This is a genomic window from Croceibacter atlanticus HTCC2559, from assembly GCF_000196315.1.
GTDB classification, from domain to species: Bacteria; Bacteroidota; Bacteroidia; order Flavobacteriales; family Flavobacteriaceae; genus Croceibacter; species Croceibacter atlanticus.
This window is the reverse complement of sequence record NC_014230.1, coordinates 1,102,310-1,123,338: the sequence shown is the minus strand read 5'-3', so window position 1 is coordinate 1,123,338 and position 21,029 is coordinate 1,102,310. Positions and strand designations below refer to the sequence as shown.

The window sequence follows — 21,029 nt, the reverse complement described above, 5'->3', positions numbered from 1 at the left end:
ACAACTCCTTAATCACTATTTTTACCCTATGAACGTTTATGATGTATTAATAATTGGTGGTGGCGCAGCTGGATTTTTTACCGCTGTAAATACTGCTGAAAAATTACCAAATGCTAAAATTGCAATACTTGAACGCGGTAAAGAAGTTTTAACCAAGGTGAAAATTTCTGGTGGTGGTCGTTGTAACGTAACCCACGCAGAATTTATCCCTAAAGAACTGTCTAAAAACTACCCAAGAGGCGAAAAGGAATTGCTTGGCCCTTTTCATAGATTTATGACAGGAGACACAATGGCGTGGTTTGAAGAACGTGGTGTTGAATTAAAAATTGAAGACGACGGCAGAATTTTTCCTGTTAGCAATGATTCTCAAACAATAATAAATTGCTTCTTAGATCAAGCTGAAGAATTGGGTATTGATATAAAATTAAAAGAATCTGTTACAGATATTTCACCTCATAACGAAAGCTGGATTGTTAATACTACAAATAATAACTATACAACAAAGCATTTAGTAGTTTCGACAGGCAGTAATCCAAAAATGTGGAAGACACTCACTAAATTAAATTACACAGTTAAAGCTGCCGTACCATCATTATTTACATTCAACATAAAAGATTACAGGATAAAAGATTTAATGGGCTTAGCTACAGAGGCATCTGTAAAAGTTTTAGACACTAATAACCTTGAAGCTTCTGGCCCGTTATTAATAACGCATTGGGGTATGAGTGGTCCAGCGATTCTTAAATTATCTGCTTGGGGAGCAAGGATCCTTAACGATAAGAATTATCAATTTAAAATAGCTGTAAACTGGCGTACACATTATTCCACAGAAGAAACATTTCAAGAATTAAATGTATTAAAACAAAATAATTCAAAAAAGTCTCCATACACTCACGCTCAGTTTGAGTTACCAAAACGTTTATGGCACAAACTCTTAGAAGCCTCAAATATATCTGAAAACCAAAACTGGGCAGATCTAAATAACTTACAGCTTCAAAACTTAGCCGAGGAACTAACAAATGGCGTTTATAAAGTTAACGGAAAGAGCACTTTTAAAGAAGAGTTTGTCACTGCTGGCGGTATTAATTTAAAAGATATTAACTTTAAGACTTTTGAAAGTAAGCTTCACAAGAATCTATATTTTTCAGGTGAAGTTTTAAACATTGACGCCATTACAGGAGGTTTTAATTTTCAAAATGCGTGGACTGGCGGTTATTTAATTGCAGAAGATATTTTCAAGAAATCATGAATACATATATAGCACTCTTAAGAGGTATTAATGTAGGCGGACACAAAAAAATACTCATGGCAGATTTAAGGCTGCTATTTGAAAGTTTAGAATTTAAAAACGTAAAAACATACATTCAAAGCGGCAATATTCTTTTTAAAGCACCTATTGAGAATAATGGCCTTCAGGAACTCATAAAGCAAGCTATAAAAAATAAATACGGTTGGGACATACCAGTAATTATATTAACTCCCAATAAACTTGACAAGCTAGTTAAAAGCTCTCCGTTTACGAATGATCAGTTAGAGAAAAGTTATTTTTGTTTTTATCAGAGTAAGCCTAAAAGTGAGAATGTCACTTCCTTAAATAAGCAACAATTTATCGATGAACATTTTGTAGCAACCTCAACTTGTGTTTATATAGTTTACGAAAAAGGAGCAGGACGCGCAAAACTTACAACTAACAAAATGGAGAGTACTCTAAATGTAAGTATTACAGCAAGAAATTATAAAACAGTTTCAAAATTAATCACATTGAGTAAAACATTATAAGCCAGACGTATTGCTCCATAACTAAAACTGATTTTTACACTGTAAGCTTTGGGAAAATATTTGACTACTTTTGTATAACAATTAAAACAAAAAATTATGGCACTCGAAATAACAGATGCAAACTTTGAAGACACAGTATTAAAAAGTGACAAGCCAGTAATGGTAGACTTTTGGGCTGCTTGGTGTGGACCATGTCGTATGGTAGGACCAATTATAGATGATATTAGTAAAGACTACGAAGGTAAAGCTGTAGTAGGAAAATTAGATGTAGATGCAAATCAAGAATTTGCTGCTAAATATGGAGTTCGTAATATTCCAACTGTATTGGTTTTCCAAAATGGTGAAGTAGTAGGTCGTCAAGTTGGTGTAGCTCCAAAAAACACTTATGCTGAAGCATTAGATGCATTATTATAATCTAATCTTCATATTTTAAAAAAAAGGTTTAGCGTTTGCTAAACCTTTTTTTTGTTTCTATATCTAAATACTAAATTGATATCACAGGTTCTTTACTCACCTTCCAAATGTGTATCTTTAATTCTTAATAGCATTTATTTTGTTTTCAAAAAAACATTAAAACTATTGCTAGACTTGACTTTTACAGAAAATAAACAAACTTCTTAATGGCTCACGCGTGAGCTTTAATTTAAAATTTGAATGAATCTTCAAGACCAAGTAAATAAAACAAGTGGTTTTACAAATTTAGAACTCTTAGCAAAGCAGGTTGTCGAAGGCTTTATTAGTGGTATGCATAAAAGTCCGTTTCACGGTTTTTCTGCAGAATTTGCTGAACATAAAGTGTATAATAATGGTGAAAGTACAAAACATATAGACTGGAAATTATTTGCCAAAACAGACAAGCTTTATACAAAGCGGTATGAAGAGGAAACTAACCTTCGTTGTCATATAATTTTAGACAATTCTGCATCTATGCATTATCCAAAAGTCAAAACTCAGACTTTAGACAGCTTGAATAAAATTGGATTTTCGGTATTGGCAAGTGCTTGTTTAATGACAATTTTCAAAAAACAAAGAGACGCAGTAGGATTAAGTATTTATAGTAACACATATGAATATTATGCTCCAGAAAAAGGAAGTGATCGTCACCAAGCAATGTTGCTAGATCAGCTAGAAAAAACAGTGATAACTAATCCACAAGAAGAGGATACTGAGACATACAAATATTTGCATCAAATTGCAGAAAATATTCATCGTCGCTCTATGATTTTCTTATTTACAGATATGTTTCAAAGCAATGAGGATGAAGAAAAGTTATTTGATGCATTACGACATTTAAAGCATAACAAACACGAAGTCATCTTATTTCATACATATGATTCTGAAAAAGAATTCAACTTTAATTTTGACAATCGTCCAAAACGCTATGTAGATGTTGAAACAGGAGAGCATATTAATTTATATGCTGATAGTATTAAAGACAATTACAATGAAGCAATTTCTAAATATTTCAAAAACTTAAGGTTAAAGTGTATTCAATATCAGATTAAATATGTAACCGCAGACACGACTAAAGACTTTAATCGAATCTTAACCACCTATCTTGTAGAACGCCAAAAGTTTATTTAATCAAAAAAAGCCCATCCTAAAGGATAAGCTTCTCATTGGCTCTACTACAAGCCTAGCTGAACACGTTCAGCTCACAACACTGTAAATATATAAAAAAAGCTTCAACAAATGTTGAAGCTTTTTGCTAATTTGCGGTCTGGACGAGACTCGAACTCGCGACCCCCTGCGTGACAGGCAGGTATTCTAACCAACTGAACTACCAGACCGTTTGCTTGTTAGCGAGGGCAAATATACATGTCTTTTTCTTTCCCACAAACATTATTTTTAAATTTTTTGTTTTTTTTCAAGTTATTAAAATTCTGAAAATAGAAAATAGACTTTAAACACTTGATAATTAACCTCTGAAATCACTCATTTGAATCTAAACAAAATTTCAATATTTTTTGTTCAAGCATATTTTAAATTAATACCTTTAAAATAAAAAATGCTTTTCAATATCATTAAAAATAGACGTTCTGTATTTCCCCAACAATATAACACCAAGCCAATTGCTAGAGACACTATACTTCAGGTTTTAGAAGCAGCAAACTGGGCTCCTACTCACAAGAAAACTGAGCCTTGGCGTTTTAAAATTTTTCAAGATGATGCAAAATTAAGATTAGGGGATTTTCTAGCTAGTACCTATTTGAAAGAAATAGAAAAACCTTCTGAGTTCAAAGCAAAGAAAATTTCTCAAAAATTTAAATCCTCTCATACAGTGATTGCAATTTGCATGCAGAGAGATCTGAACGAACGTGTTCCTGAATGGGAAGAGGTTGCCGCTACGGCTATGGCAGTTCAAAACATGTGGTTAATGTGCACAGAGCTTGGAATAGGTTGTTATTGGAGCTCTCCTAGCTTAATTAAGTACACTAATGATTTCTTAAACTTAGAAAAAGGAGAAGCTTGTTTAGGTTTTCTATATATGGGGTATTATGATGAGCCTATTGAAAAAGGCTACAGAGAACCTATTGAAAACAAAGTAAAATGGTTTTCAAAATAAAATATATACACTAAAATCTAAGCGGTGTATTAATTATATGATTCTAAGTGCCTTATTAATACTTTATCAATTTGTATTTTTGAAGCCATGAGAGTCTCGTCGTTATTTTTTCTACTTATAATTTGCTTTGGATGCAATGGCTTTGAGCTAAATAAAATTTCATCAAAAGATGTTGTTGAGGAGGAAATTCATCAAATAAATTGGTCTAAAGTAGATAGCTACCCAACATTTGATCTCTGTGAAAGTTTATCTGAAAGAGAAAAAATAAAAGCATGTTTTGAAAAAACCATAGCTCTTCATTTTTATGAGCAGTTGTCTACCTTCCACCCGTTAGAAAGTAATACAAATAATGATACAATAACATTAAGTCTGAAAATTAACGATAAAGGATTAGTTAAACTACAAAAAATTTGTGGTTATAACCTCTTAAACAAAGACATTCTAGAAATCTGGTGCACTAATGCTATTAATACACTGCCTAAAATTTATCCTGCACAAAAAAGAGGAGTTCCTGTTGGTGTAACTTTTGACCTTCCTATTATAATAGTCTCTAATTAAATTATTTTTCAAAGGCTCTATCTTTCCAAGAAAAACCTCCGAACATTGAGCGTATAGCTATATACACATTTGCAAAAGGATATGCCAAACTCTGTTTTAAGACATTGAAATAATTAAGCTTGTAAATAAAAAATTTGGCTCCAAAAGCCATAATCATAAGATCAATTAAAAATTTCGAGCTAATAGCTATTAATAAAGGGGTGCTCAATTTTAATATAAGAATACTGTGACCTAAAAGTACAAGCAAAAGTAAATTCATACTAAAAATTAGAACTCCACTAATCTTTAACAAAACATTCTTAGATGCACTTGTTTTAGATGCCCAGCGTATTCGTTGCGAGATTAAGTTGTTAAGGTTTATTTGAGGCTTAGTTAATACAATTGCACTATTAGATTTAAGATATTGAACACTCAAGTTATATTTAATAAATTTTTCAAATAAAAACATATCGTCTCCACTGGCAATTTGTTCATTACCTATAAATCCTTTTACATGAAAAAAATCAGATTTTTGGTAAGCCAAATTAGCGCCATTATTCATAATAGGTTTACCAACACCAAATGATCCCATTGTAACAGTCTGCAAGCACAAGGTTTCAAGACATTCTAAAGTTTTTTTATGTCCATTTGTTATAAAGACTGGCATAACTACCATATTAGGCGTTTTGGTTATGATAAAAGCATTTAGTGTCTTTAGCCATAACCTTGGTACTGCACAATCTGCATCTGTGGTTACTATCCAATTATTATTCGATTTGTTTATTCCTTTTAAAAGTGCTTCTTTCTTAGGTGATTTTGTGATTCCATAAGAGTGCATCAACTTAATTTCTAAATTAGTTGTGTAAGTAAACGACTTAACTAAAGAGACAGAGCCATCTTCAGATGAATCATTGATAAGTATGATTTCAAAGTGTGACCTTGGATAATCTAGATTTTCAAATGAGGTTAGCAATTCATTTAAATGCTCGACTTCATTTCTAAAAGGAACTATTATAGAAAATTTAGTAAAATGAGAAGCGTTTGTGGCTTTAAACTCAGGTAACCTTAAGGCACCAACAAGAAAAAGACCAAGCAGCAATACATAGCAACAAGTAACTATTAGTACAATGCTAAACATCCTGCACTAGTTTTGTGGTTAACCTATCATGAGTCTTTAATTTCAGAAAATATATACTTCCTACACCTGCTGGAAACACAAAATTTAGCATCCACATTAACAATGTTGCACAAAATATAGGCATAGCACTTACACCAAATAACGAAAATAATGTTATGGCAATACTCCCTTTTAATGCTGCATCAAAGAGATTAAGAATTGGTATTACTGAAGCAATTAAATACGTTGCAGAAATTACCGACATCCCTAAAACATACCCTATTTGAATATTAAAAATTAGCAATATGAAATAAAATTGATGTGCAAATACAAGATACCTAAGTATAGATAATTTAAGAACTTGAGTAATCAAAATAACATCTAGTTTAAATCGATTAATTAGCTTTCTCACTATTAAAATTATAGATGCTATTAATAGCGTTACACCAAAGATTATGAGAATTGCTTTATCAGGATATTGCGACAAAGCAATACTAATACACCCAATTACACCAAAAAAACCAGTAACTGCCAATTGCATAAAATGCCCTAAGCCGTTTTGTTTAATTATGGCACCTCTCATAAATTTTGGAAAATACACGGCTTTTACACCGTATTCTCCAGTCCTAAAAGGTGTGATTATAGCCAATACGTGAGCAGATAAGCATTGTTTAAATGCATCTTTGAGAGTTATTTTAGAAAATGGATAAACTAATCTTTTCCATTTTTTTAATTCAAGAAACCAATTTAATAGTGTGAAACTCACCAAAACAATCATCACTTTAAGCGTGAAGATTTTACTGTTTATAAGAAACTGCAGCCAATTTTCAATTTTAAACTCCGTTTCATCTAGTAATCGCTTGTAAATAAATATGCACACGCAAATCACCACAGCTACTTTAAAGAAAGCAGTTAAGAATTGTGTAAGTTTGTGAGGCAACTTCGGCATATCCAAAAGTAACGTTTTACACTAAAGTTTTGAGCAAAGAACGCATCATATTAGGCATAGATCCAGGTACCACAATTATGGGTTTTGGAGTAATTAAAGTGGTAAATAAAAAAATGGAGTGTCTTCAGTTAAATGAACTTCAGCTTAAAAAATATACCGATCCTTATATTAAACTTAAACTAATTTTTGAACGTACAATTGAGTTGATAGACACGTTTAATCCAGATGAAATAGCTATTGAAGCGCCTTTTTTTGGAAAGAATGTACAGAGTATGCTTAAACTTGGTCGTGCCCAAGGCGTAGCTATGGCTGCAGGATTAAGCAGAGAAGTTCCTGTAACAGAGTATTTGCCAAAAAAAATAAAGATGGCAATAACAGGAAACGGAAATGCTAGTAAAGAACAGGTTGCCAAAATGCTACAAAGTGTTTTAAAACTTAAGACCTTACCTAAAAACCTAGACAGTACAGATGGCCTTGCAGCAGCAGTTTGCCATTTTTATAACACTGGCCGTATTGAAGTTGGTAAAAGTTACTCTGGCTGGGATGCCTTTGTAAAACAGAATGAAAAGCGAATTGTAAAATAACATCTGAGTTTACATAAAATAGCTAACTAATAACATTAATTACTTTCATTGTCTAGCATATATATACATATTCCATTCTGCAAACAAGCCTGTCATTACTGCGACTTTCATTTTTCTACCTCATTAAAGAAAAAAGATGAGCTTGTAAATACTCTTAAAACAGAATTATCACTTCGTAAAGTTGAGCTTACCAATACTGTGGAGTGCATATATTTTGGCGGCGGCACACCTTCTCTACTTTCTGCTGAAGAGTTAAATAGCCTTATTGAAACTGTTTATACTAATTACAACGTTTCTGAAACTCCTGAAATTACGCTTGAAGCAAATCCAGATGATTTAACCAAAGACAAAATTACAGAGTTAGGAAAATCTAAAATTAATAGGCTTAGTATTGGCATTCAATCTTTTTTTGAAGACGATTTAAAACTGATGAATCGTGCTCATAATGCTAAAGAAGCCTTACAATGTATTGAATTTTCAAAAACTGAATTTGATAACATCTCAATAGATCTCATTTATGGGGTTCCAGGAATGACAACCCAAAAATGGAAAGAGAATCTCAACATTGCTCTACAACTTGATATACCACATATTTCTAGTTATGCGCTTACTGTTGAGCCCAATACTGCACTTAAACGCTTTATAGAAAAAGGTGTTGTGCCTCCAGTTGATGATGATTTAGCAAAACAACATTTTGATATTCTTGTTGAAACACTGCAACAAGCAGGCTATAGTAATTATGAGTTTTCAAACTTTGGAAAACAAGGATATCACTCTAACAACAATACGGCATACTGGACAGGTAAATCTTATCTTGGCATAGGTCCTTCTGCACATAGCTATAATGGCAAACAACGAAGTTGGAATATAAATAACAATCCAAAATACATTAAAAGTATACAACAAGGAATTATCCCTAATGAGGTTGAAACGTTATCTGTTACAGACAGGTACAATGAATATGTCATGACAGGCTTACGCACCATTTGGGGAATTTCACTTAGTAAAATTGAAAAGGAATTTGGCCTAAATTTTAAAACTTACGTCTTACAACAGGCCAAATATTTTATAGAAGATCATCTTTTATTTTTAGACGGAGATACCATTATTGTAACAAAAAAAGGTAAATTTTTAAGTGACGGAATTGCTTCAGAATTATTTATGCTGAATTTAAAATAGCACTTATTAATTCTGCAATCTTAACAATACCTCTTCTTTATAGCTTCTACTTATAGGAATCGCTTTATTTGGCACCTCAACATACTCATTTGTAAAAGACACTATATTTGAGATTGAAACAATAAAAGACCTATGTGTTCTTATAAACTGAAGCTTAGGCAACTTGGCTTCAAAGTTTGAAATTGTCTCTCTAGTAACTACTGTATCTGTATTAGTATGTATTTTTATATAGTCACTCAAACTTTCTACATAGCTAATATCATCAAAATTTACTTTAACCATTTTTCGATCGGCTCTTACAAAAGTAAAATCTGAAGGTGTATCTGTTTTAACCCTAATTTCTTGTTCTGTTTCTTGTACAAACCCTGTTAATTTATCTGTAGCTTTTTTTAAGCGCTCAAAGGAAATTGGTTTTAAAAGGTAATCTACAGCCTGAAGCTCAAAGCCTTCAACAGCATATTCTCTATGTGCCGTTGTAAAAATTATTTTCACATCTTTATTTATGAGTTTCCCAAAAGATAAACCAGACACTTCGGGCATATTAATATCTAAAAAAACAACATCAATATGTTCTGCTTTTAAGACTGCCAAAGCATCGATAGCATTTTTACATTCTGCCATAACTAGTAGTTGTGGTAGCTTTTCTAAATGCGTTCGTATAATGTCTCTAGCAATAGGCTCATCATCTACTATTATAGCATTAAATGTTTTAGACATTGGTGTTTAATTTTAAGTTAACAGTATACCAGTTATTCACTAAGCTAGAGTTTAACTCATAATTATCTTGGTATAACAAGTCTAATCGCTTTCTAATGGTTGGTAATCCTAAGCCATTACCGTTAGCTGGTGTTTTAGATTTTACTGTATTTTTTATCTCAAACTCAATGCTAGCTGTCTGCACATTTACTGTCATCTCTATCTGTAAGAAACCATTGAGGATTGCGCCATGCTTAAATGCATTTTCAACAAATGGTAAAAACAGCATAGGTGGTATTTCAAGATTAGGATTAAAGGTGTTGTAGTTTACCTTAGTTTTTAAGGTATCCTGAAAACGAATTTGCTCAAGACTAATATAATCTTCAATATGTATAATCTCTTGTTTTAAAGCTACCTTAGGTTGTTGTACTTGGTATAAAATATAATCTAGCAAATTAGATAGCTTCAGTATAACATCTGGAGTTTGTTCAGATTTCTTCAGTGAAAATCCATAAATGGTATTTAAAGAATTAAACAGAAAGTGAGGATGAATTTGCTTCTTTAAATAATGTAATTCTTGGTCTTTAATTTTTAGCTGTGCATCTAATATCTTATTCTCTAAGGCTTTATTTTTTGATAGCGTCTTAAAATTATAATTAAGTATGCTTACAAAGCTTACAAGACCTACTATGAGGTATACTAAAATAAGTATAAACACAAAGTTTCTACTCATAGGCGGCATATCCACTACATTAAAATTAGACAAAAGCATAAAGCTGCCAAACATTGTAAGGATAACTATATAAGATGTAAAGATTAATGTGTAGGTAGAGTATAGTACAAATAACCCATAATTTCTAGTTAATAGATATTTAGGAATAAGGTAGTAAACAGTAGTATAGGTTGTTGCCATTGTTAAGGGTAACAAAATACTAGAAAACCAAGTAACGTAAAGTGAGTTTGAAGAGTTGTAACTAAAGAAATACACAAAAAAGAACCAAACACCTACCCATAAAAGAATATGAGATGCTAAAAATTTAGTTTGATTGAATTTTAATATATCCACACTGCAAGATGCTAAAAATTGAGCAATACTTATAACTTTTGAGACGAATGACTGGTTTAACAAGGTTTTCAGTCATAACAAGTTTATTAATAATTAATTTATACAAGATGCTGTAAAAACCACTCATAAATTGGTTGTTGGTCGCAAATAAAAATAATGTAGCTTTATAGTGCCTAGTTTAGACACCTATTAATCATTAAAACACAGTATTATGCTTTTAGATCGTATTAACGAAGGTGGTCCTTTCTTCATGTGGCCAATAGTATTCATTTTCATAATTCTTGTTGCTCTATTTGTTAGGCAACTTGTTACAAAAGCAAATAAGGATCATACTATCACATTGCTTAGTAATATCTCATTATTTATTCTAGCTTGGGGAATTTTAGGTAGTGTTATTGGCCTTATACAAGCTTTTGATGCTATAGAAGGTGCTGGCAGTGTATCGCAAGGCGTAATGGCAGGCGGCTTAAAAATTGCTTTTCTTACAACCGTTTTCGGATTGTTTACTTTTATATTTGGAAGATTGTTTATCATTATACTAAACCTTAAGAAATAAGGTTAGGGTTAAAAATTTAATAAAGCTCGCTATTTCACATAGCGAGCTTATTTTATTTCATGTAACTTTAGCTGAACTCTAAAAAATATACTCGCTGTGCGCGCCACCATAAAACATAAAGAATCACTTTACACTGTCGATTTTAATGCACCTATAGATATTTCTTTACCTCTTAAAGATGGTAATAACAATCCAGAAGCTTGGTATTTAAAAGCCCCAAAAATAGAGCCTGTTTCAGATAAAAAATGGGTTGGTAAAGTTTCTGAGGGCGCAGATGTAAACTTTAACAACATTTGGTTTAATCCTCACGCGCACGGAACACATACAGAATGTGTTGGCCATATTACAGAACAGTTTCATAGCATTAACAACAGCTTAAAAACATATATGTTTAAAGCTAAAGTAATTTCTATAGTTCCAGAACAACGTAACGAAGACTTTGTGTTGTCTAAGAAACAGATAAAAACATTTTTTAAACCACATCAAGCCGAAGCACTTATTATAAGAACGCTGCCCAATACCTCTAAAAAGAAAACACGCCAATACTCCAATACCAATTGGCCGTATCTCACAGAAAAAGCAGCAGCATATATTAGGCGTTGTGGTGTACAGCACTTGCTTATAGATTTACCAAGTGTGGATAAAGAAAAAGATGGTGGAGAGTTATTGGCACATCATGCATTCTGGAATTATCCTAATGACACAAGGTTTAATGCCACTATCACAGAACTAATCTATGTACCAAATGCTGTAAAAGATGGAGACTATATTCTCAATTTACAAATTGCCTCTTTTGAGAATGATGCCTCACCAAGCAAACCTGTTCTTTATAGAATTTTATAAAACAGACTATACCACAAACTCATCCATTTAAATTTTTAGAGATAAGAAGTTATTTTTGCATCTCGTACTTGTTGAAGCTTATAGATACTGCCATGATATTTAAAAAACTACTAACTTTGTAGTCTATGGAGTTACTTTTCCTCGGTTTAGCTGGTGGCGCAATTGTCGCCTATTTTATTTTTAATGCATTTTCTAAACGCAATTCTCGTAAACGTACAGACACACAAAGCGTTGTACTTTTAGAGAAGATGAAGCGTGTTTGTAAATTGGTAACTGTAGAAGGTGATTTTGCCGAAATTTACCATTACAAAAGCCTAAAAGACAAATGGGTAGATTACTTTATTGGCAGAAAAAAAGCAATTATACTTATTAATGCAAAGGCACACGTTGGGTTCGATTTAAATAAGATTGAACTTACAAGCGATCCAGAACAAAAACTGGTTAAAATTTCAAACTTTCCACAACCTGAAATTTTAACTATAGATAGTGATGTGAAATTTTACGACAAGCGTGAAGGTTGGGCAAACCCTTTTACAAGCCACGATCTCACAGAAATGAACCGCGAGGCCAAACAACATATAATTGATAAAGTTCCAGAAAGTGGATTGTTAGAGCAAGCCAAGAAAGAAGCCTTAAATAGCATCTTATTAATGGAAAGCTTAGCTGAAACTATAGGTTGGAAATTAGATTACTCTGCATTAGCTATAGATGGCGAAAAAGGAGACATTAAAAAACTACATTAATGAGCACCATTACACTTACTAAAGCAGAACGTATTTCAATTTATAGAAACAACTATTATAAAGTAGGCAAGCCATACCTTAAGATTATGAGACGTTTTGGTGGTCTCTTTATTATAGCGCTAAGTTTGTACAATTACTATTTTGTAGAGTCTAGCTTCATACAATCGTTATCTGGTTTCACTTTAGTTTTCGGTATTTATTATACCTTAAAACCTATTATAATTCCGTTTTTAAAACCACGTTTGTTTGAAGGGTATACCTTTCAATTTCAAATAACACCAGACAAAATTATTTTACAAGAAGATGATGCTGTTTCAGAATTAGAACACCAATTTTTTAAAAGTGTTCAGCAAAATGAAACACACTATGCATTAAGAACTTCTAAAAATGAAGTCTTGCATTTACCCAAAGCGCAAATTACATCACAAGAAGCCTCTCAATTAAATAACTTAATTACAACCTATTAGTTATGAATATTGAAGCGCTACAAAACTATTGTCTATCTAAAAAAGGAACCACCGCAGAGTTTCCTTTTGATGAGCATACGCTTGTATTTAAAGTGATGAATAAAATGTTTGCGTTAGTAGGTTTAGAAAAATGGGAGTCTGGAAATCAATTTATAAATTTAAAGTGCGAACCAGATAAAGCTTTAGAGTTGAGAGATGAGTTTCCTGATGATATTTACGGAGCTTACCATATGAGCAAAAAGCACTGGAACAGTGTAAATGTTAATAGCAATGTCCCTGCAAAACGTCTCATTACTCTAATAGATTACAGTTACGATTTAGTTGTAGCCAACCTCACAAAAAAACAAAAAGAATCGCTTAACAATCTAGATTCTTAAAACCCTATTCAGCAGATTTAATTAGGTGAGTTTTGAGCTTTCAATTCCTTACTTTTGCAGCTATGCAAGAAGCTAAAAAATTTTACAAAGGTCAATTAGAGACCCATAACTCAGCCTTATCTCAATTAAAGACCAAGCTTTTATGGTCTAGTATGTTAAGACTCGCTGTATTTATAGTTGGCGCCTATGTAGTATATGCGTCTTACCCAAACACTCAAGCTATTTTATTAAGCATTTTTGTGATTATAGCTGTGTTTTTATTTTTGGTGTCGCGTCACTCAAATTTACAGGCAAAACGCGACAAGCTAAGACAATTAGTGGCTTTAAATGAAATTGAATTAGAAGTACTTAACCGTAATTACTCTAAGCTTCCAAACGGTTCAGAATATATAGATCCTGCTCACCATTATAGTCACGATATAGATTTATTTGGACCACAATCGTTTTTTCAATATTTAAACAGAGCTGCGTTAACAGAAGGAGCACGCAAGTTAGCAGAGTATCTTAAAGCTAACGAGACACATAGAATCTCAATAAAACAAGAAGCTATAAAAGAACTTGCTGAAAAACCAGAATGGCGCCAAAACTTTTCTGCAACCGCAAGCTTGGTAAAGACTGAAATTACCACACAAACTGTAAAGACATGGCTTGCAAACTACAAACCCGCAATCCCAAAATTGTTTACTTGGCTACCATTTGTTTTTAGCGGAATCTCAATTACTTTAATTGCGCTTTATTTTTTTGATATTGTTTCAGTTTATCTTGTAGGCTTTTGGTTCTTTGTTGGTTTAGCAATAACAGGATTATTTGTAAAGAAAGTAAACCTGCTTTCTTCTCACACTTCTAAGATACAAGGCTTATTTGAGCAATACTATCAACTTATTCAGCAAATTGAAGCTACAGAATTTTCTTCTGAATTTTTAAAAGAACAAAAAGCTAAAATAGTAACCGAGAAAGAGCAAGCATCACTAGTATTATCTCGTTTCTCAAAACTATTAAGTGCTTTAGACCAACGTAACAATATGCTTTTTGGCATTTTTGGCAACGGCTTTTTACAATGGGATAATTTTCAATCTTACAAAATTGAGCAATGGATAAAAGCCCACAAACACCAAGTTTCAGATTGGTTTGAGGTTGTTGCTGTGTTTGATGCTTACAACAGCCTAGGTAATTTTAGCTTTAACCATAAAGAGTTTACTTTCCCAAAAATAACAGAGCAACCTTCTGTATTTAATGTAGAAGATGCTGCGCACCCATTAATGGCTAGTGAGGTGGCTGTAAAGAATTCGTTTCATATAGAAAACGGTCATTTCTTTATCATTACAGGTGCAAATATGGCCGGAAAAAGTACATTTTTAAGAACCGTATCTCTTATGGTTGTTATGGCTAACTGTGGTTTACCTGTTTGTGCAAAAACCTGCACCTACAATCCTATTAAGCTTATTACGAGTATGAGAACTACAGACTCACTTAGTGATGATGCCTCATACTTCTTTTCAGAATTAAAACGTCTTAAGTTTATTGTAGATGAAATTGCTAAGGATGATTATTTCATAATTTTAGATGAAATCTTAAAAGGAACAAACTCAACAGACAAAGCCATAGGTTCTAAAAAGTTTATTGAAAAATTAAATGGCACAAACTCCACAGGTATAATTGCTACACACGACTTAAGTCTATGTGAGGTTGCCAATAACTTACCCGAAGTACATAATTACTATTTCGACGCAGAAATTAAAGATAACGAGTTGCATTTTGATTACACCTTAAAAAACGGAATTTGTCAAAACATGAATGCCTCGTTCTTATTAAAGAAAATGCAGATTATAGACTCATAAATGGATAGTTTAACCCAAATTGTTTTAGGTGCCGCTGTAGGCGAAGCTGTTCTTGGTAAGAAAGTAGGAAACAAAGCTATGCTTTGGGGTGCTATTGCAGGTACAATTCCAGATTTAGATACATTAGCAGGTAACTTTTTAGATCCTATTACTGCAATTGAAATACATCGTGGTATAAGTCACTCCATATTATTTAGTATTGGTATGGCTCCTTTATTGGGTTGGTTAATTTCAAAACTCTATTACAAAACCAAAGAGGCAACTTGGCAACAATGGTCTTGGTTATTTTTTTGGGGATTAGTTACACACCCACTTTTAGATGCACATACAACTTGGGGAACACAATTATTTTGGCCTTTCGATTTAAGGTTAGCTTATCAGAATATATTTGTGATAGACCCTTTATACACTTTACCCTTTTTAGTCTGTGTAATTTTAGCAATGCGACTGCCAAGAACCTCAGAAAAACGAAAGCGTGTTAACACACTCGGTTTAATATTAAGCTCTAGCTATCTAGTAATTACATTACTTTTAAAAGGTGTTACTTACTTTAAGTTCACCACTGCACTTGACAATCAAAATATTAACTACACTAAGATAGACACTAGGCCAGCACCGTTTAATAGTTTGTTATGGTCTGCTAATATAGATGCCAGCAACCATTATCTATTAGCAGATTATTCAATCTTTGACACTCAGTCTATTTCTTTTATTAAAGTCCCTAAACAGCATCAACTATTAGATAAAGTTGAAGACAAAAAAGCACTGAGTCGTTTAATAACTATTTCTGAAGGTTGGTATGCTGTTTCTAAAAAAGGAGAACAACTCTACTTTAACGATTTGCGTTTTGGTGCTTATGATATTTATGCAGACACTCTTAATTTTGCGTTTTCTTACAAACTCGTAGAAACTAAAAATGGATTAACCATTGAAGAGCCACAACGAAACTCTGAAGAAATGAAGACTGTTTTAGGCAATCTTTGGAATCGAATTTGGGGAAATTAATATAATTAAACCGCACTTTGAGTAGTACTCAAAATCTCACGTAAAACTCTTAAATAATCTGCTCTGTTATTTACAAAGTCAAGCTCTGATATGTCAATTACCTTAACATTCATTTGAGGTTGGCTTTTAATAAAGTTTAAGTAACTCTTATTTATGTTTAATAGATAATTAGCGTCTATACTTTGTTCATACTCACGACCACGTTCCTTTATATTTGCTAATAAACGATCTGTATTTTGGTAAAGGTATATGTAAGCATCTGGCTTTGCCAATTCCTTATACATCATATAAAACAGCTTACTGTATAATTTATACTCATCTTCCTGTAAAGTTACTTGAGCAAAAATTAAAGATTTAAAAACATCATAATCGCTAACTATAAAATCTGTAAACAAATCATATTGAGCAATATCATCTGCTAATTGCTGATATCTATCTGCCAAAAAACTCATCTCTAAAGGAAATGCATAACGTGTTTTATCTTCATAAAACTTTGGTAGAAAAGGGTTGTCCTTAAAGCGTTCTAAAATAAGTTTAGCATTAAAGTCTTCTGAAATTTTTGTTGCTAAACTTGTCTTTCCAGCACCAATATTACCTTCGATAGCAAGATAATTAAATGCCTTGAAGTTAAATTGTAAACTAGGGTTTTTCAACCATTTTGGTTGCTTGTCTAAAACAGAGTCGTCATTACATTCTTGAAACAGTGTAGTAACTGTTTTATTAAGTTTAGGATGTACTTTTTCTGCACCTATATCTAGTAATGGCTGTAACACAAATTTACGATTGGCCATATGAGGATGTGGCACTGTGAGCAATTCTGTTTCTATTACCAAATCTTCGTAAAAGAGGATATCAATATCTATTGGTCTAGATGCAAAACCTTTAGTTTTGGTTCTTATGCGCCCTAAATGTGTTTCAATAGAGAGTATTTCAGCCATTAAATCTTTAGGAGACAATATAGTTTGCAAAGACACCGCAATATTTAAAAAGGCATCTCCTTTAAAACCAAAAGCTGGTGTTTCATATACCGACGAGACTTTTAAAACGTGACCAACAGTTTCAAAAAGAGCATCTAATGCGTATTGCATGTGCTCAAATCTATTGCCCAAATTACTGCCCAAAGACAAGTATACAAGATGTTGTTCTGGTAATGCCATGAAATTGCGAAGATACCAATTACAACCAATGCAAGTTTAGAGAACAAACCTAAAATTACCAGATTTTTTATAACAGTTGCCCTCCATTATTCACACAATTTTAATATAACCTTGAGGTTTTGAAATTTACCTTTGTGGTAATGACAGAATTATCTTTATCACAACGCTTATTAGCTCAGAGAATATATTTTATATTGGCAGCATTATTTATCACTTCTTTGGTGGTTTCTAATCTAATATTTCAGAAGTTTTTCTCTTGGGACTTTTTTGGCATTTATACCTTTAAGATTTCAGTAGGTATATTACCCTATCCTATTACATTTCTTATAACAGATATTGTATCAGAAATTTATGGAAAAAAGCGGGCTAACCAAGTAGTGACCACTGGCATATTTGCTTCTGTATTTTCATTACTCATTATTTGGGTGGCAGCCAGTGTACCAGCACTGACAGATTCGCCTATAAATGATAAATTATTCTTAAAAGTATTCGGAAACTCTGCAATAGCTGTTTTTGCCTCGATGATGGCATACTTATTGGCGCAATATATTGATATACAGATCTTCCATTTTTGGAAGCGCCTTACTAAAGGAAAACACCTTTGGTTGCGAAATAACTTTTCAACGTTCTTATCTCAATTTGTAGATACGTTTAGTGTGCTATTCTTGTTATGTTCTTTCGAGATTTTGCCTTGGGATATTTTCACAGAATTACTAATTAGCGGATTTTTATTTAAAGTATTAATTGCTGCTTTAGATACACCTTTGCTTTATGCAGCCGTCTTTGCAATGCGTAAGTACTTTAACTTAACACCTACAAAAGAGTTAGAAATTTAATTAAAAAAAGCAGTCTAAAATATTAGACCATTTATATGAAAAAAATACTTAAAATATTCGGGATTTTTGTTCTAATCCTAGTCATAGGATTAATTGCAGCACCTTTTCTTTTTAAAGGCACTATAGAAAAACTTATCAAGAAGACTATAAATAATAACGTAAATGCTCAAGTGGAGTGGCGCGACCTAGATTTAACTTTGTTTAGCTCTTTTCCAGATGCTACCGTTGTTATTAAAGACTTTAGCGTAGTAAATAACGATCCTTTTAAAGGCGACACCTTAGCAAGTGGTGAGCGCTTAGAGTTACAAATGGGTATAAAGCAACTTTTAAAAAAGGAGAATGAACAAATTAAAGTAGATGAGCTTAATCTGGAGAAAGCATACATTAATATTAAAGTAGATTCTTTAGGTAATGCCAACTATGATATAGCAAAAGAGCAACCCCAAACTATTGAAACGCCTACAGATACAACAAGTTCAGGTTTTACTTTTGATTTATCTCATTATGAGATAAAAGATTCTCGAATTAATTATTTAGATGAATCTACCAAAACATTTTTCAAGCTAAAAGATGTAAATCACGTAGGTAACGGAGATTTATCTGTGTCTAAATCTACTTTAGAAACACAGACTAATGCTTTGGTCTCTTTAGATTTAGATGGCGTAAACTATCTAGAAGACCATACCATTACATTAGATGCTAATTTTGAGCTAGACCTAGACAAACAGAAGTATACGTTTTTAGAAAATGAAGCAAAAATTAATGAACTCCCATTAACATTTAATGGGTTTGTACAGGTAAATGAAGATAACAATGATATTGACATTACCTTTAAAACACCATCTTCAGACTTTAAAAACTTCTTAGCTATTATACCCAAAACCTATTCTAAAAACTTAGATGGTGTAGATACAACTGGAGATTTTATAGTAGATGGAAAAATTAAAGGTATTGTAGACGATACACACATTCCTACATTAGACATAAAGATACGCTCAAGCAATGCCTCATTTAAATATGCAGAGCTACCTAAACGTGTAAACAACATTACAATAAATGCAGATATTAAAAATGAAACTGGTATTGTTGAAGACACTTATATAAACATAGGTAACCTAACATTTAAGATAGATCAAGATGTGTTTGCCGCAAAAGGAAGCTTTAGAAATTTAACTGAGAATATGTTGGTTAACCTATCGCTTAAAGGTTCTCTAGATTTAGCAAATATTGAGAAAGTTTATCCTCTTAATCTTGAACAAGATTTAAATGGAAGGTTTACTACAGACTTAACCACAATCTTTGATATGAATTCTGTAGAGCGTGAGCAATATCAGAACATTAAAAGTAATGGTACAGCAAGCTTAAAAAACTTCAGCTATAAATCTCCAGACATTCCTAACGAATTGAAAGTTGCTAATGCCGATGTAAGCTTTAAACCTGGAAATATTTCTTTAAACAGCTTTGCTGCAACAAGTGGCCAAACAGATATTTCGGCAACAGGAAGTATTCAAAACCTTATTCCTTTTTTAATGTCTAAGCAAGATCTAAAAGGTAATTTTAATGTAAACTCAAATACGTTTAAGGTTAGTGATTTTATGGTAGCTGAAGACAATACTGCCGCTACCAAGACAACTTCAGAAAATACAGTTACTACTCCTAATAACAATGAAGCAATTAAAATTCCAGATTTCTTAGCTGCAACAATGAATTTTAATGTTAAGAAAGTAATTTATGATGACATTGAGTTATCTAATGCTACAGGAACTATTGCTATTGAAGATGAAAAAGCATCTTTAACCAATGTAAAATCTAGTCTTTTTGGAGGAAACATTGCCTTAAATGGAAATGTAAATACAAAAGGAAACACACCAACATTTACAATGGATTTGGATTTAAACTCCATAGACATAGACCAATCATTTAAAGGTTTAGATTTACTTCAAGGTTTAGCTCCAATTGCAAAAGCTTTACAAGGCGCCTTAAACACAAACATTAAATTAAATGGTAATCTTAATGGTGACCTAACGCCGCAATTACAAACCATTGCCGGAAATGCATTTGCAAAAGTATTAACCGCTAAAGTAAATGCAGAACAATCTCCATTGTTAGCACGGTTGTCTGAAAATGTAGCCTTTTTAAATCTTGACAATCTTAATCTAAACAACTTAGAAACCTACCTTACTTTTGATAATGGAAACATACAAGTAAAACCATTCGATTTTAATATAAAAGGAATTAAAGTAACTGCTGGAGGCACACACGGTTTAGATCAAAATATGAATTATAATGTTACTTTAGATGTCCCTGCTAAGTATATGGGTAGTGAGGTTAGTGGCTTGCTTTCTAAGCTTAGTGCACAGGAACGAGAAACAATGACAGTTGCTTTACCTATAGGACTTACAGGAACATTTAATAGCCCTAAAGTAAACTTAAATACACAAGCTGCAGTAAACAGTTTAACACAACGTATAATAGATAAGCAGAAAGATGATCTTAAGGATAAAGGAAAAGACCTTTTAGGAAATATTTTAGGTGGTAATAAGCCTAAGGATAGTACCACAGTACAACAAGATAGTGTTAAAGCAGGTACACCTAAAACTAATGAGGATGCGATAAAAGATGCAGCAAAAGATATTTTAGGTGGTCTCTTTGGTAAGAAGAAAACAAAAGCCAAAGATTCTGTAAACTAAAGAGTATAAATAACGCACTTAATACTAAGCCAATAACATTTTTT

The 21,029-nt window shown here is 32.5% G+C and carries 22 protein-coding genes and 1 tRNA gene; 17 read left to right on the top strand and 6 right to left on the bottom strand.

Annotation, left to right across the window (positions count from 1 at the left end):
* Nucleotides 1–28: 28 nt before the first annotated feature.
* The 4 genes from CA2559_RS04985 (at nt 29) to CA2559_RS04970 (ending at nt 3,363) form a co-directional block, all read left to right on the top strand.
* Nucleotides 29–1,249 (top strand): BaiN/RdsA family NAD(P)/FAD-dependent oxidoreductase, encoded by a 1,221-nt coding sequence (locus tag CA2559_RS04985; protein ID WP_013186757.1) that lies wholly within the window; start codon nt 29–31, stop codon nt 1,247–1,249.
* On the top strand, nt 1,246–1,779 hold the full coding sequence (locus CA2559_RS04980; RefSeq protein ID WP_013186756.1) for a DUF1697 domain-containing protein: 534 nt from the start codon (nt 1,246–1,248) through the stop codon (nt 1,777–1,779). Before CA2559_RS04985 ends, CA2559_RS04980 begins: the two co-directional genes overlap by 4 nt.
* Before the next feature lie 96 nt (nt 1,780–1,875).
* Nucleotides 1,876–2,193, top strand: coding sequence for a thioredoxin (gene trxA / locus CA2559_RS04975; protein WP_013186755.1), 318 nt, complete (start codon nt 1,876–1,878; stop codon nt 2,191–2,193).
* A gap of 240 nt (nt 2,194–2,433) precedes the next feature.
* Nucleotides 2,434–3,363 (top strand): DUF58 domain-containing protein, encoded by a 930-nt coding sequence (locus CA2559_RS04970; RefSeq protein WP_013186754.1) that lies wholly within the window; start codon nt 2,434–2,436, stop codon nt 3,361–3,363.
* 132 nt (nt 3,364–3,495) lie between these two features.
* Here CA2559_RS04970 and CA2559_RS04965 read toward each other — a convergent pair.
* Nucleotides 3,496–3,569 (bottom strand) — tRNA-Asp (locus tag CA2559_RS04965).
* 218 nt (nt 3,570–3,787) lie between these two features.
* Between CA2559_RS04965 and CA2559_RS04960 the strand changes: the two genes are divergently transcribed.
* On the top strand, nt 3,788–4,345 hold the full coding sequence (locus tag CA2559_RS04960) for a nitroreductase family protein (protein WP_013186753.1): 558 nt from the start codon (nt 3,788–3,790) through the stop codon (nt 4,343–4,345).
* 87 nt (nt 4,346–4,432) lie between these two features.
* On the top strand, nt 4,433–4,903 hold the full coding sequence (locus CA2559_RS04955) for a hypothetical protein (RefSeq protein WP_013186752.1): 471 nt from the start codon (nt 4,433–4,435) through the stop codon (nt 4,901–4,903).
* 1 nt (nt 4,904) lies between these two features.
* Here CA2559_RS04955 and CA2559_RS04950 read toward each other — a convergent pair whose 3' ends face one another.
* Entirely contained in the window at nt 4,905–6,020 is a 1,116-nt protein-coding gene (locus CA2559_RS04950) for a glycosyltransferase (RefSeq protein WP_013186751.1), read from the bottom strand.
* Nucleotides 6,013–6,948: a hypothetical protein gene (locus tag CA2559_RS04945; RefSeq protein ID WP_013186750.1), complete on the bottom strand. Its 936-nt coding sequence runs from the start codon at nt 6,946–6,948 to the stop codon at nt 6,013–6,015. The genes CA2559_RS04950 and CA2559_RS04945 overlap by 8 nt, the downstream gene beginning before the upstream one ends.
* A gap of 29 nt (nt 6,949–6,977) precedes the next feature.
* On the opposite strand from CA2559_RS04945, the gene ruvC reads away from it, so the two are divergent.
* Complete coding sequence (gene ruvC, locus CA2559_RS04940; RefSeq protein WP_013186749.1) at nt 6,978–7,532, top strand: crossover junction endodeoxyribonuclease RuvC; 555 nt, start codon at nt 6,978–6,980, stop codon at nt 7,530–7,532.
* Nucleotides 7,533–7,580: 48 nt separating this feature from the next.
* Nucleotides 7,581–8,711, top strand: coding sequence for a radical SAM family heme chaperone HemW (gene hemW, locus CA2559_RS04935; RefSeq protein WP_013186748.1), 1,131 nt, complete (start codon nt 7,581–7,583; stop codon nt 8,709–8,711).
* A 6-nt stretch (nt 8,712–8,717) separates the two neighbouring features.
* Here hemW and CA2559_RS04930 read toward each other — a convergent pair whose 3' ends face one another.
* Both CA2559_RS04930 and CA2559_RS04925 read right to left on the bottom strand, forming a co-directional pair.
* Nucleotides 8,718–9,428, bottom strand: a complete 711-nt coding sequence (locus CA2559_RS04930) for a LytR/AlgR family response regulator transcription factor (RefSeq protein ID WP_013186747.1) — start codon at nt 9,426–9,428, stop codon at nt 8,718–8,720.
* Nucleotides 9,421–10,473: a sensor histidine kinase gene (locus CA2559_RS04925; RefSeq protein ID WP_041240917.1), complete on the bottom strand. Its 1,053-nt coding sequence runs from the start codon at nt 10,471–10,473 to the stop codon at nt 9,421–9,423. The genes CA2559_RS04930 and CA2559_RS04925 overlap by 8 nt, the downstream gene beginning before the upstream one ends.
* 211 nt (nt 10,474–10,684) lie before the next feature.
* Between CA2559_RS04925 and CA2559_RS04920 the strand changes: the two genes are divergently transcribed.
* From CA2559_RS04920 to CA2559_RS04890, 7 genes are all read left to right on the top strand, one after another.
* A complete protein-coding gene (locus CA2559_RS04920) occupies nt 10,685–11,029 on the top strand; it encodes a MotA/TolQ/ExbB proton channel family protein (protein ID WP_013186745.1) in 345 nt (114 codons plus the stop codon).
* Nucleotides 11,030–11,125: 96 nt separating this feature from the next.
* Nucleotides 11,126–11,872, top strand: coding sequence for a cyclase family protein (locus tag CA2559_RS04915; protein ID WP_013186744.1), 747 nt, complete (start codon nt 11,126–11,128; stop codon nt 11,870–11,872).
* Nucleotides 11,873–11,997: 125 nt separating this feature from the next.
* Entirely contained in the window at nt 11,998–12,615 is a 618-nt protein-coding gene (locus CA2559_RS04910) for a DUF4230 domain-containing protein (protein WP_013186743.1), read from the top strand.
* Nucleotides 12,615–13,082: a YcxB family protein gene (locus CA2559_RS04905; RefSeq protein ID WP_013186742.1), complete on the top strand. Its 468-nt coding sequence runs from the start codon at nt 12,615–12,617 to the stop codon at nt 13,080–13,082. The genes CA2559_RS04910 and CA2559_RS04905 overlap by 1 nt, the downstream gene beginning before the upstream one ends.
* Nucleotides 13,083–13,084: 2 nt before the next feature.
* Nucleotides 13,085–13,459, top strand: a complete 375-nt coding sequence (locus CA2559_RS04900) for an MmcQ/YjbR family DNA-binding protein (RefSeq protein ID WP_013186741.1) — start codon at nt 13,085–13,087, stop codon at nt 13,457–13,459.
* Nucleotides 13,460–13,521: 62 nt separating this feature from the next.
* The gene (locus CA2559_RS04895) at nt 13,522–15,297 is read left to right on the top strand and encodes a MutS-related protein (RefSeq protein ID WP_041240916.1); all 1,776 of its coding nucleotides are present in this window, start codon (nt 13,522–13,524) and stop codon (nt 15,295–15,297) included.
* Nucleotides 15,298–16,302 carry a metal-dependent hydrolase gene (locus tag CA2559_RS04890; protein ID WP_013186739.1) on the top strand — a complete coding sequence of 335 codons (1,005 nt, stop codon included), beginning with the start codon at nt 15,298–15,300 and terminating at the stop codon, nt 16,300–16,302.
* A gap of 5 nt (nt 16,303–16,307) precedes the next feature.
* Here the strand turns inward: CA2559_RS04890 and folK are convergent, their stop codons facing one another.
* Complete coding sequence (gene folK, locus CA2559_RS04885) at nt 16,308–17,459, bottom strand: 2-amino-4-hydroxy-6-hydroxymethyldihydropteridine diphosphokinase (protein WP_013186738.1); 1,152 nt, start codon at nt 17,457–17,459, stop codon at nt 16,308–16,310.
* Nucleotides 17,460–17,599: 140 nt separating this feature from the next.
* On the opposite strand from folK, the gene CA2559_RS04880 reads away from it, so the two are divergent.
* The gene (locus CA2559_RS04880) at nt 17,600–18,295 is read left to right on the top strand and encodes a queuosine precursor transporter (RefSeq protein WP_013186737.1); all 696 of its coding nucleotides are present in this window, start codon (nt 17,600–17,602) and stop codon (nt 18,293–18,295) included.
* Between the two features lie 35 nt (nt 18,296–18,330).
* Nucleotides 18,331–20,985 (top strand): AsmA family protein, encoded by a 2,655-nt coding sequence (locus tag CA2559_RS04875; RefSeq protein ID WP_013186736.1) that lies wholly within the window; start codon nt 18,331–18,333, stop codon nt 20,983–20,985.
* Nucleotides 20,986–21,029 lie beyond the last annotated feature (44 nt).

Excerpts from the sequence above, each read along its gene's own strand:
- CA2559_RS04930 (WP_013186747.1), bottom strand. The coding sequence starts at position 9,428 with ATGTCTAAAACATTTAATGCTATAATAGTAGATGATGAGCCTATTGCT.
- CA2559_RS04920 (WP_013186745.1), top strand. The coding sequence starts at position 10,685 with ATGCTTTTAGATCGTATTAACGAAGGTGGTCCTTTCTTCATGTGGCCA.
- CA2559_RS04950 (WP_013186751.1), bottom strand. The coding sequence starts at position 6,020 with ATGTTTAGCATTGTACTAATAGTTACTTGTTGCTATGTATTGCTGCTT.
- CA2559_RS04970 (WP_013186754.1), top strand. The coding sequence starts at position 2,434 with ATGAATCTTCAAGACCAAGTAAATAAAACAAGTGGTTTTACAAATTTA.
- folK (WP_013186738.1), bottom strand. The coding sequence starts at position 17,459 with ATGGCATTACCAGAACAACATCTTGTATACTTGTCTTTGGGCAGTAAT.
- trxA (WP_013186755.1), top strand. The coding sequence starts at position 1,876 with ATGGCACTCGAAATAACAGATGCAAACTTTGAAGACACAGTATTAAAA.
- CA2559_RS04910 (WP_013186743.1), top strand. The coding sequence starts at position 11,998 with ATGGAGTTACTTTTCCTCGGTTTAGCTGGTGGCGCAATTGTCGCCTAT.
- CA2559_RS04905 (WP_013186742.1), top strand. The coding sequence starts at position 12,615 with ATGAGCACCATTACACTTACTAAAGCAGAACGTATTTCAATTTATAGA.
- CA2559_RS04890 (WP_013186739.1), top strand. The coding sequence starts at position 15,298 with ATGGATAGTTTAACCCAAATTGTTTTAGGTGCCGCTGTAGGCGAAGCT.
- CA2559_RS04895 (WP_041240916.1), top strand. The coding sequence starts at position 13,522 with ATGCAAGAAGCTAAAAAATTTTACAAAGGTCAATTAGAGACCCATAAC.
- CA2559_RS04900 (WP_013186741.1), top strand. The coding sequence starts at position 13,085 with ATGAATATTGAAGCGCTACAAAACTATTGTCTATCTAAAAAAGGAACC.
- CA2559_RS04980 (WP_013186756.1), top strand. The coding sequence starts at position 1,246 with ATGAATACATATATAGCACTCTTAAGAGGTATTAATGTAGGCGGACAC.
- CA2559_RS04960 (WP_013186753.1), top strand. The coding sequence starts at position 3,788 with ATGCTTTTCAATATCATTAAAAATAGACGTTCTGTATTTCCCCAACAA.
- CA2559_RS04955 (WP_013186752.1), top strand. The coding sequence starts at position 4,433 with ATGAGAGTCTCGTCGTTATTTTTTCTACTTATAATTTGCTTTGGATGC.
- CA2559_RS04880 (WP_013186737.1), top strand. The coding sequence starts at position 17,600 with ATGACAGAATTATCTTTATCACAACGCTTATTAGCTCAGAGAATATAT.
- CA2559_RS04985 (WP_013186757.1), top strand. The coding sequence starts at position 29 with ATGAACGTTTATGATGTATTAATAATTGGTGGTGGCGCAGCTGGATTT.
- CA2559_RS04875 (WP_013186736.1), top strand. The coding sequence starts at position 18,331 with ATGAAAAAAATACTTAAAATATTCGGGATTTTTGTTCTAATCCTAGTC.
- CA2559_RS04945 (WP_013186750.1), bottom strand. The coding sequence starts at position 6,948 with ATGCCGAAGTTGCCTCACAAACTTACACAATTCTTAACTGCTTTCTTT.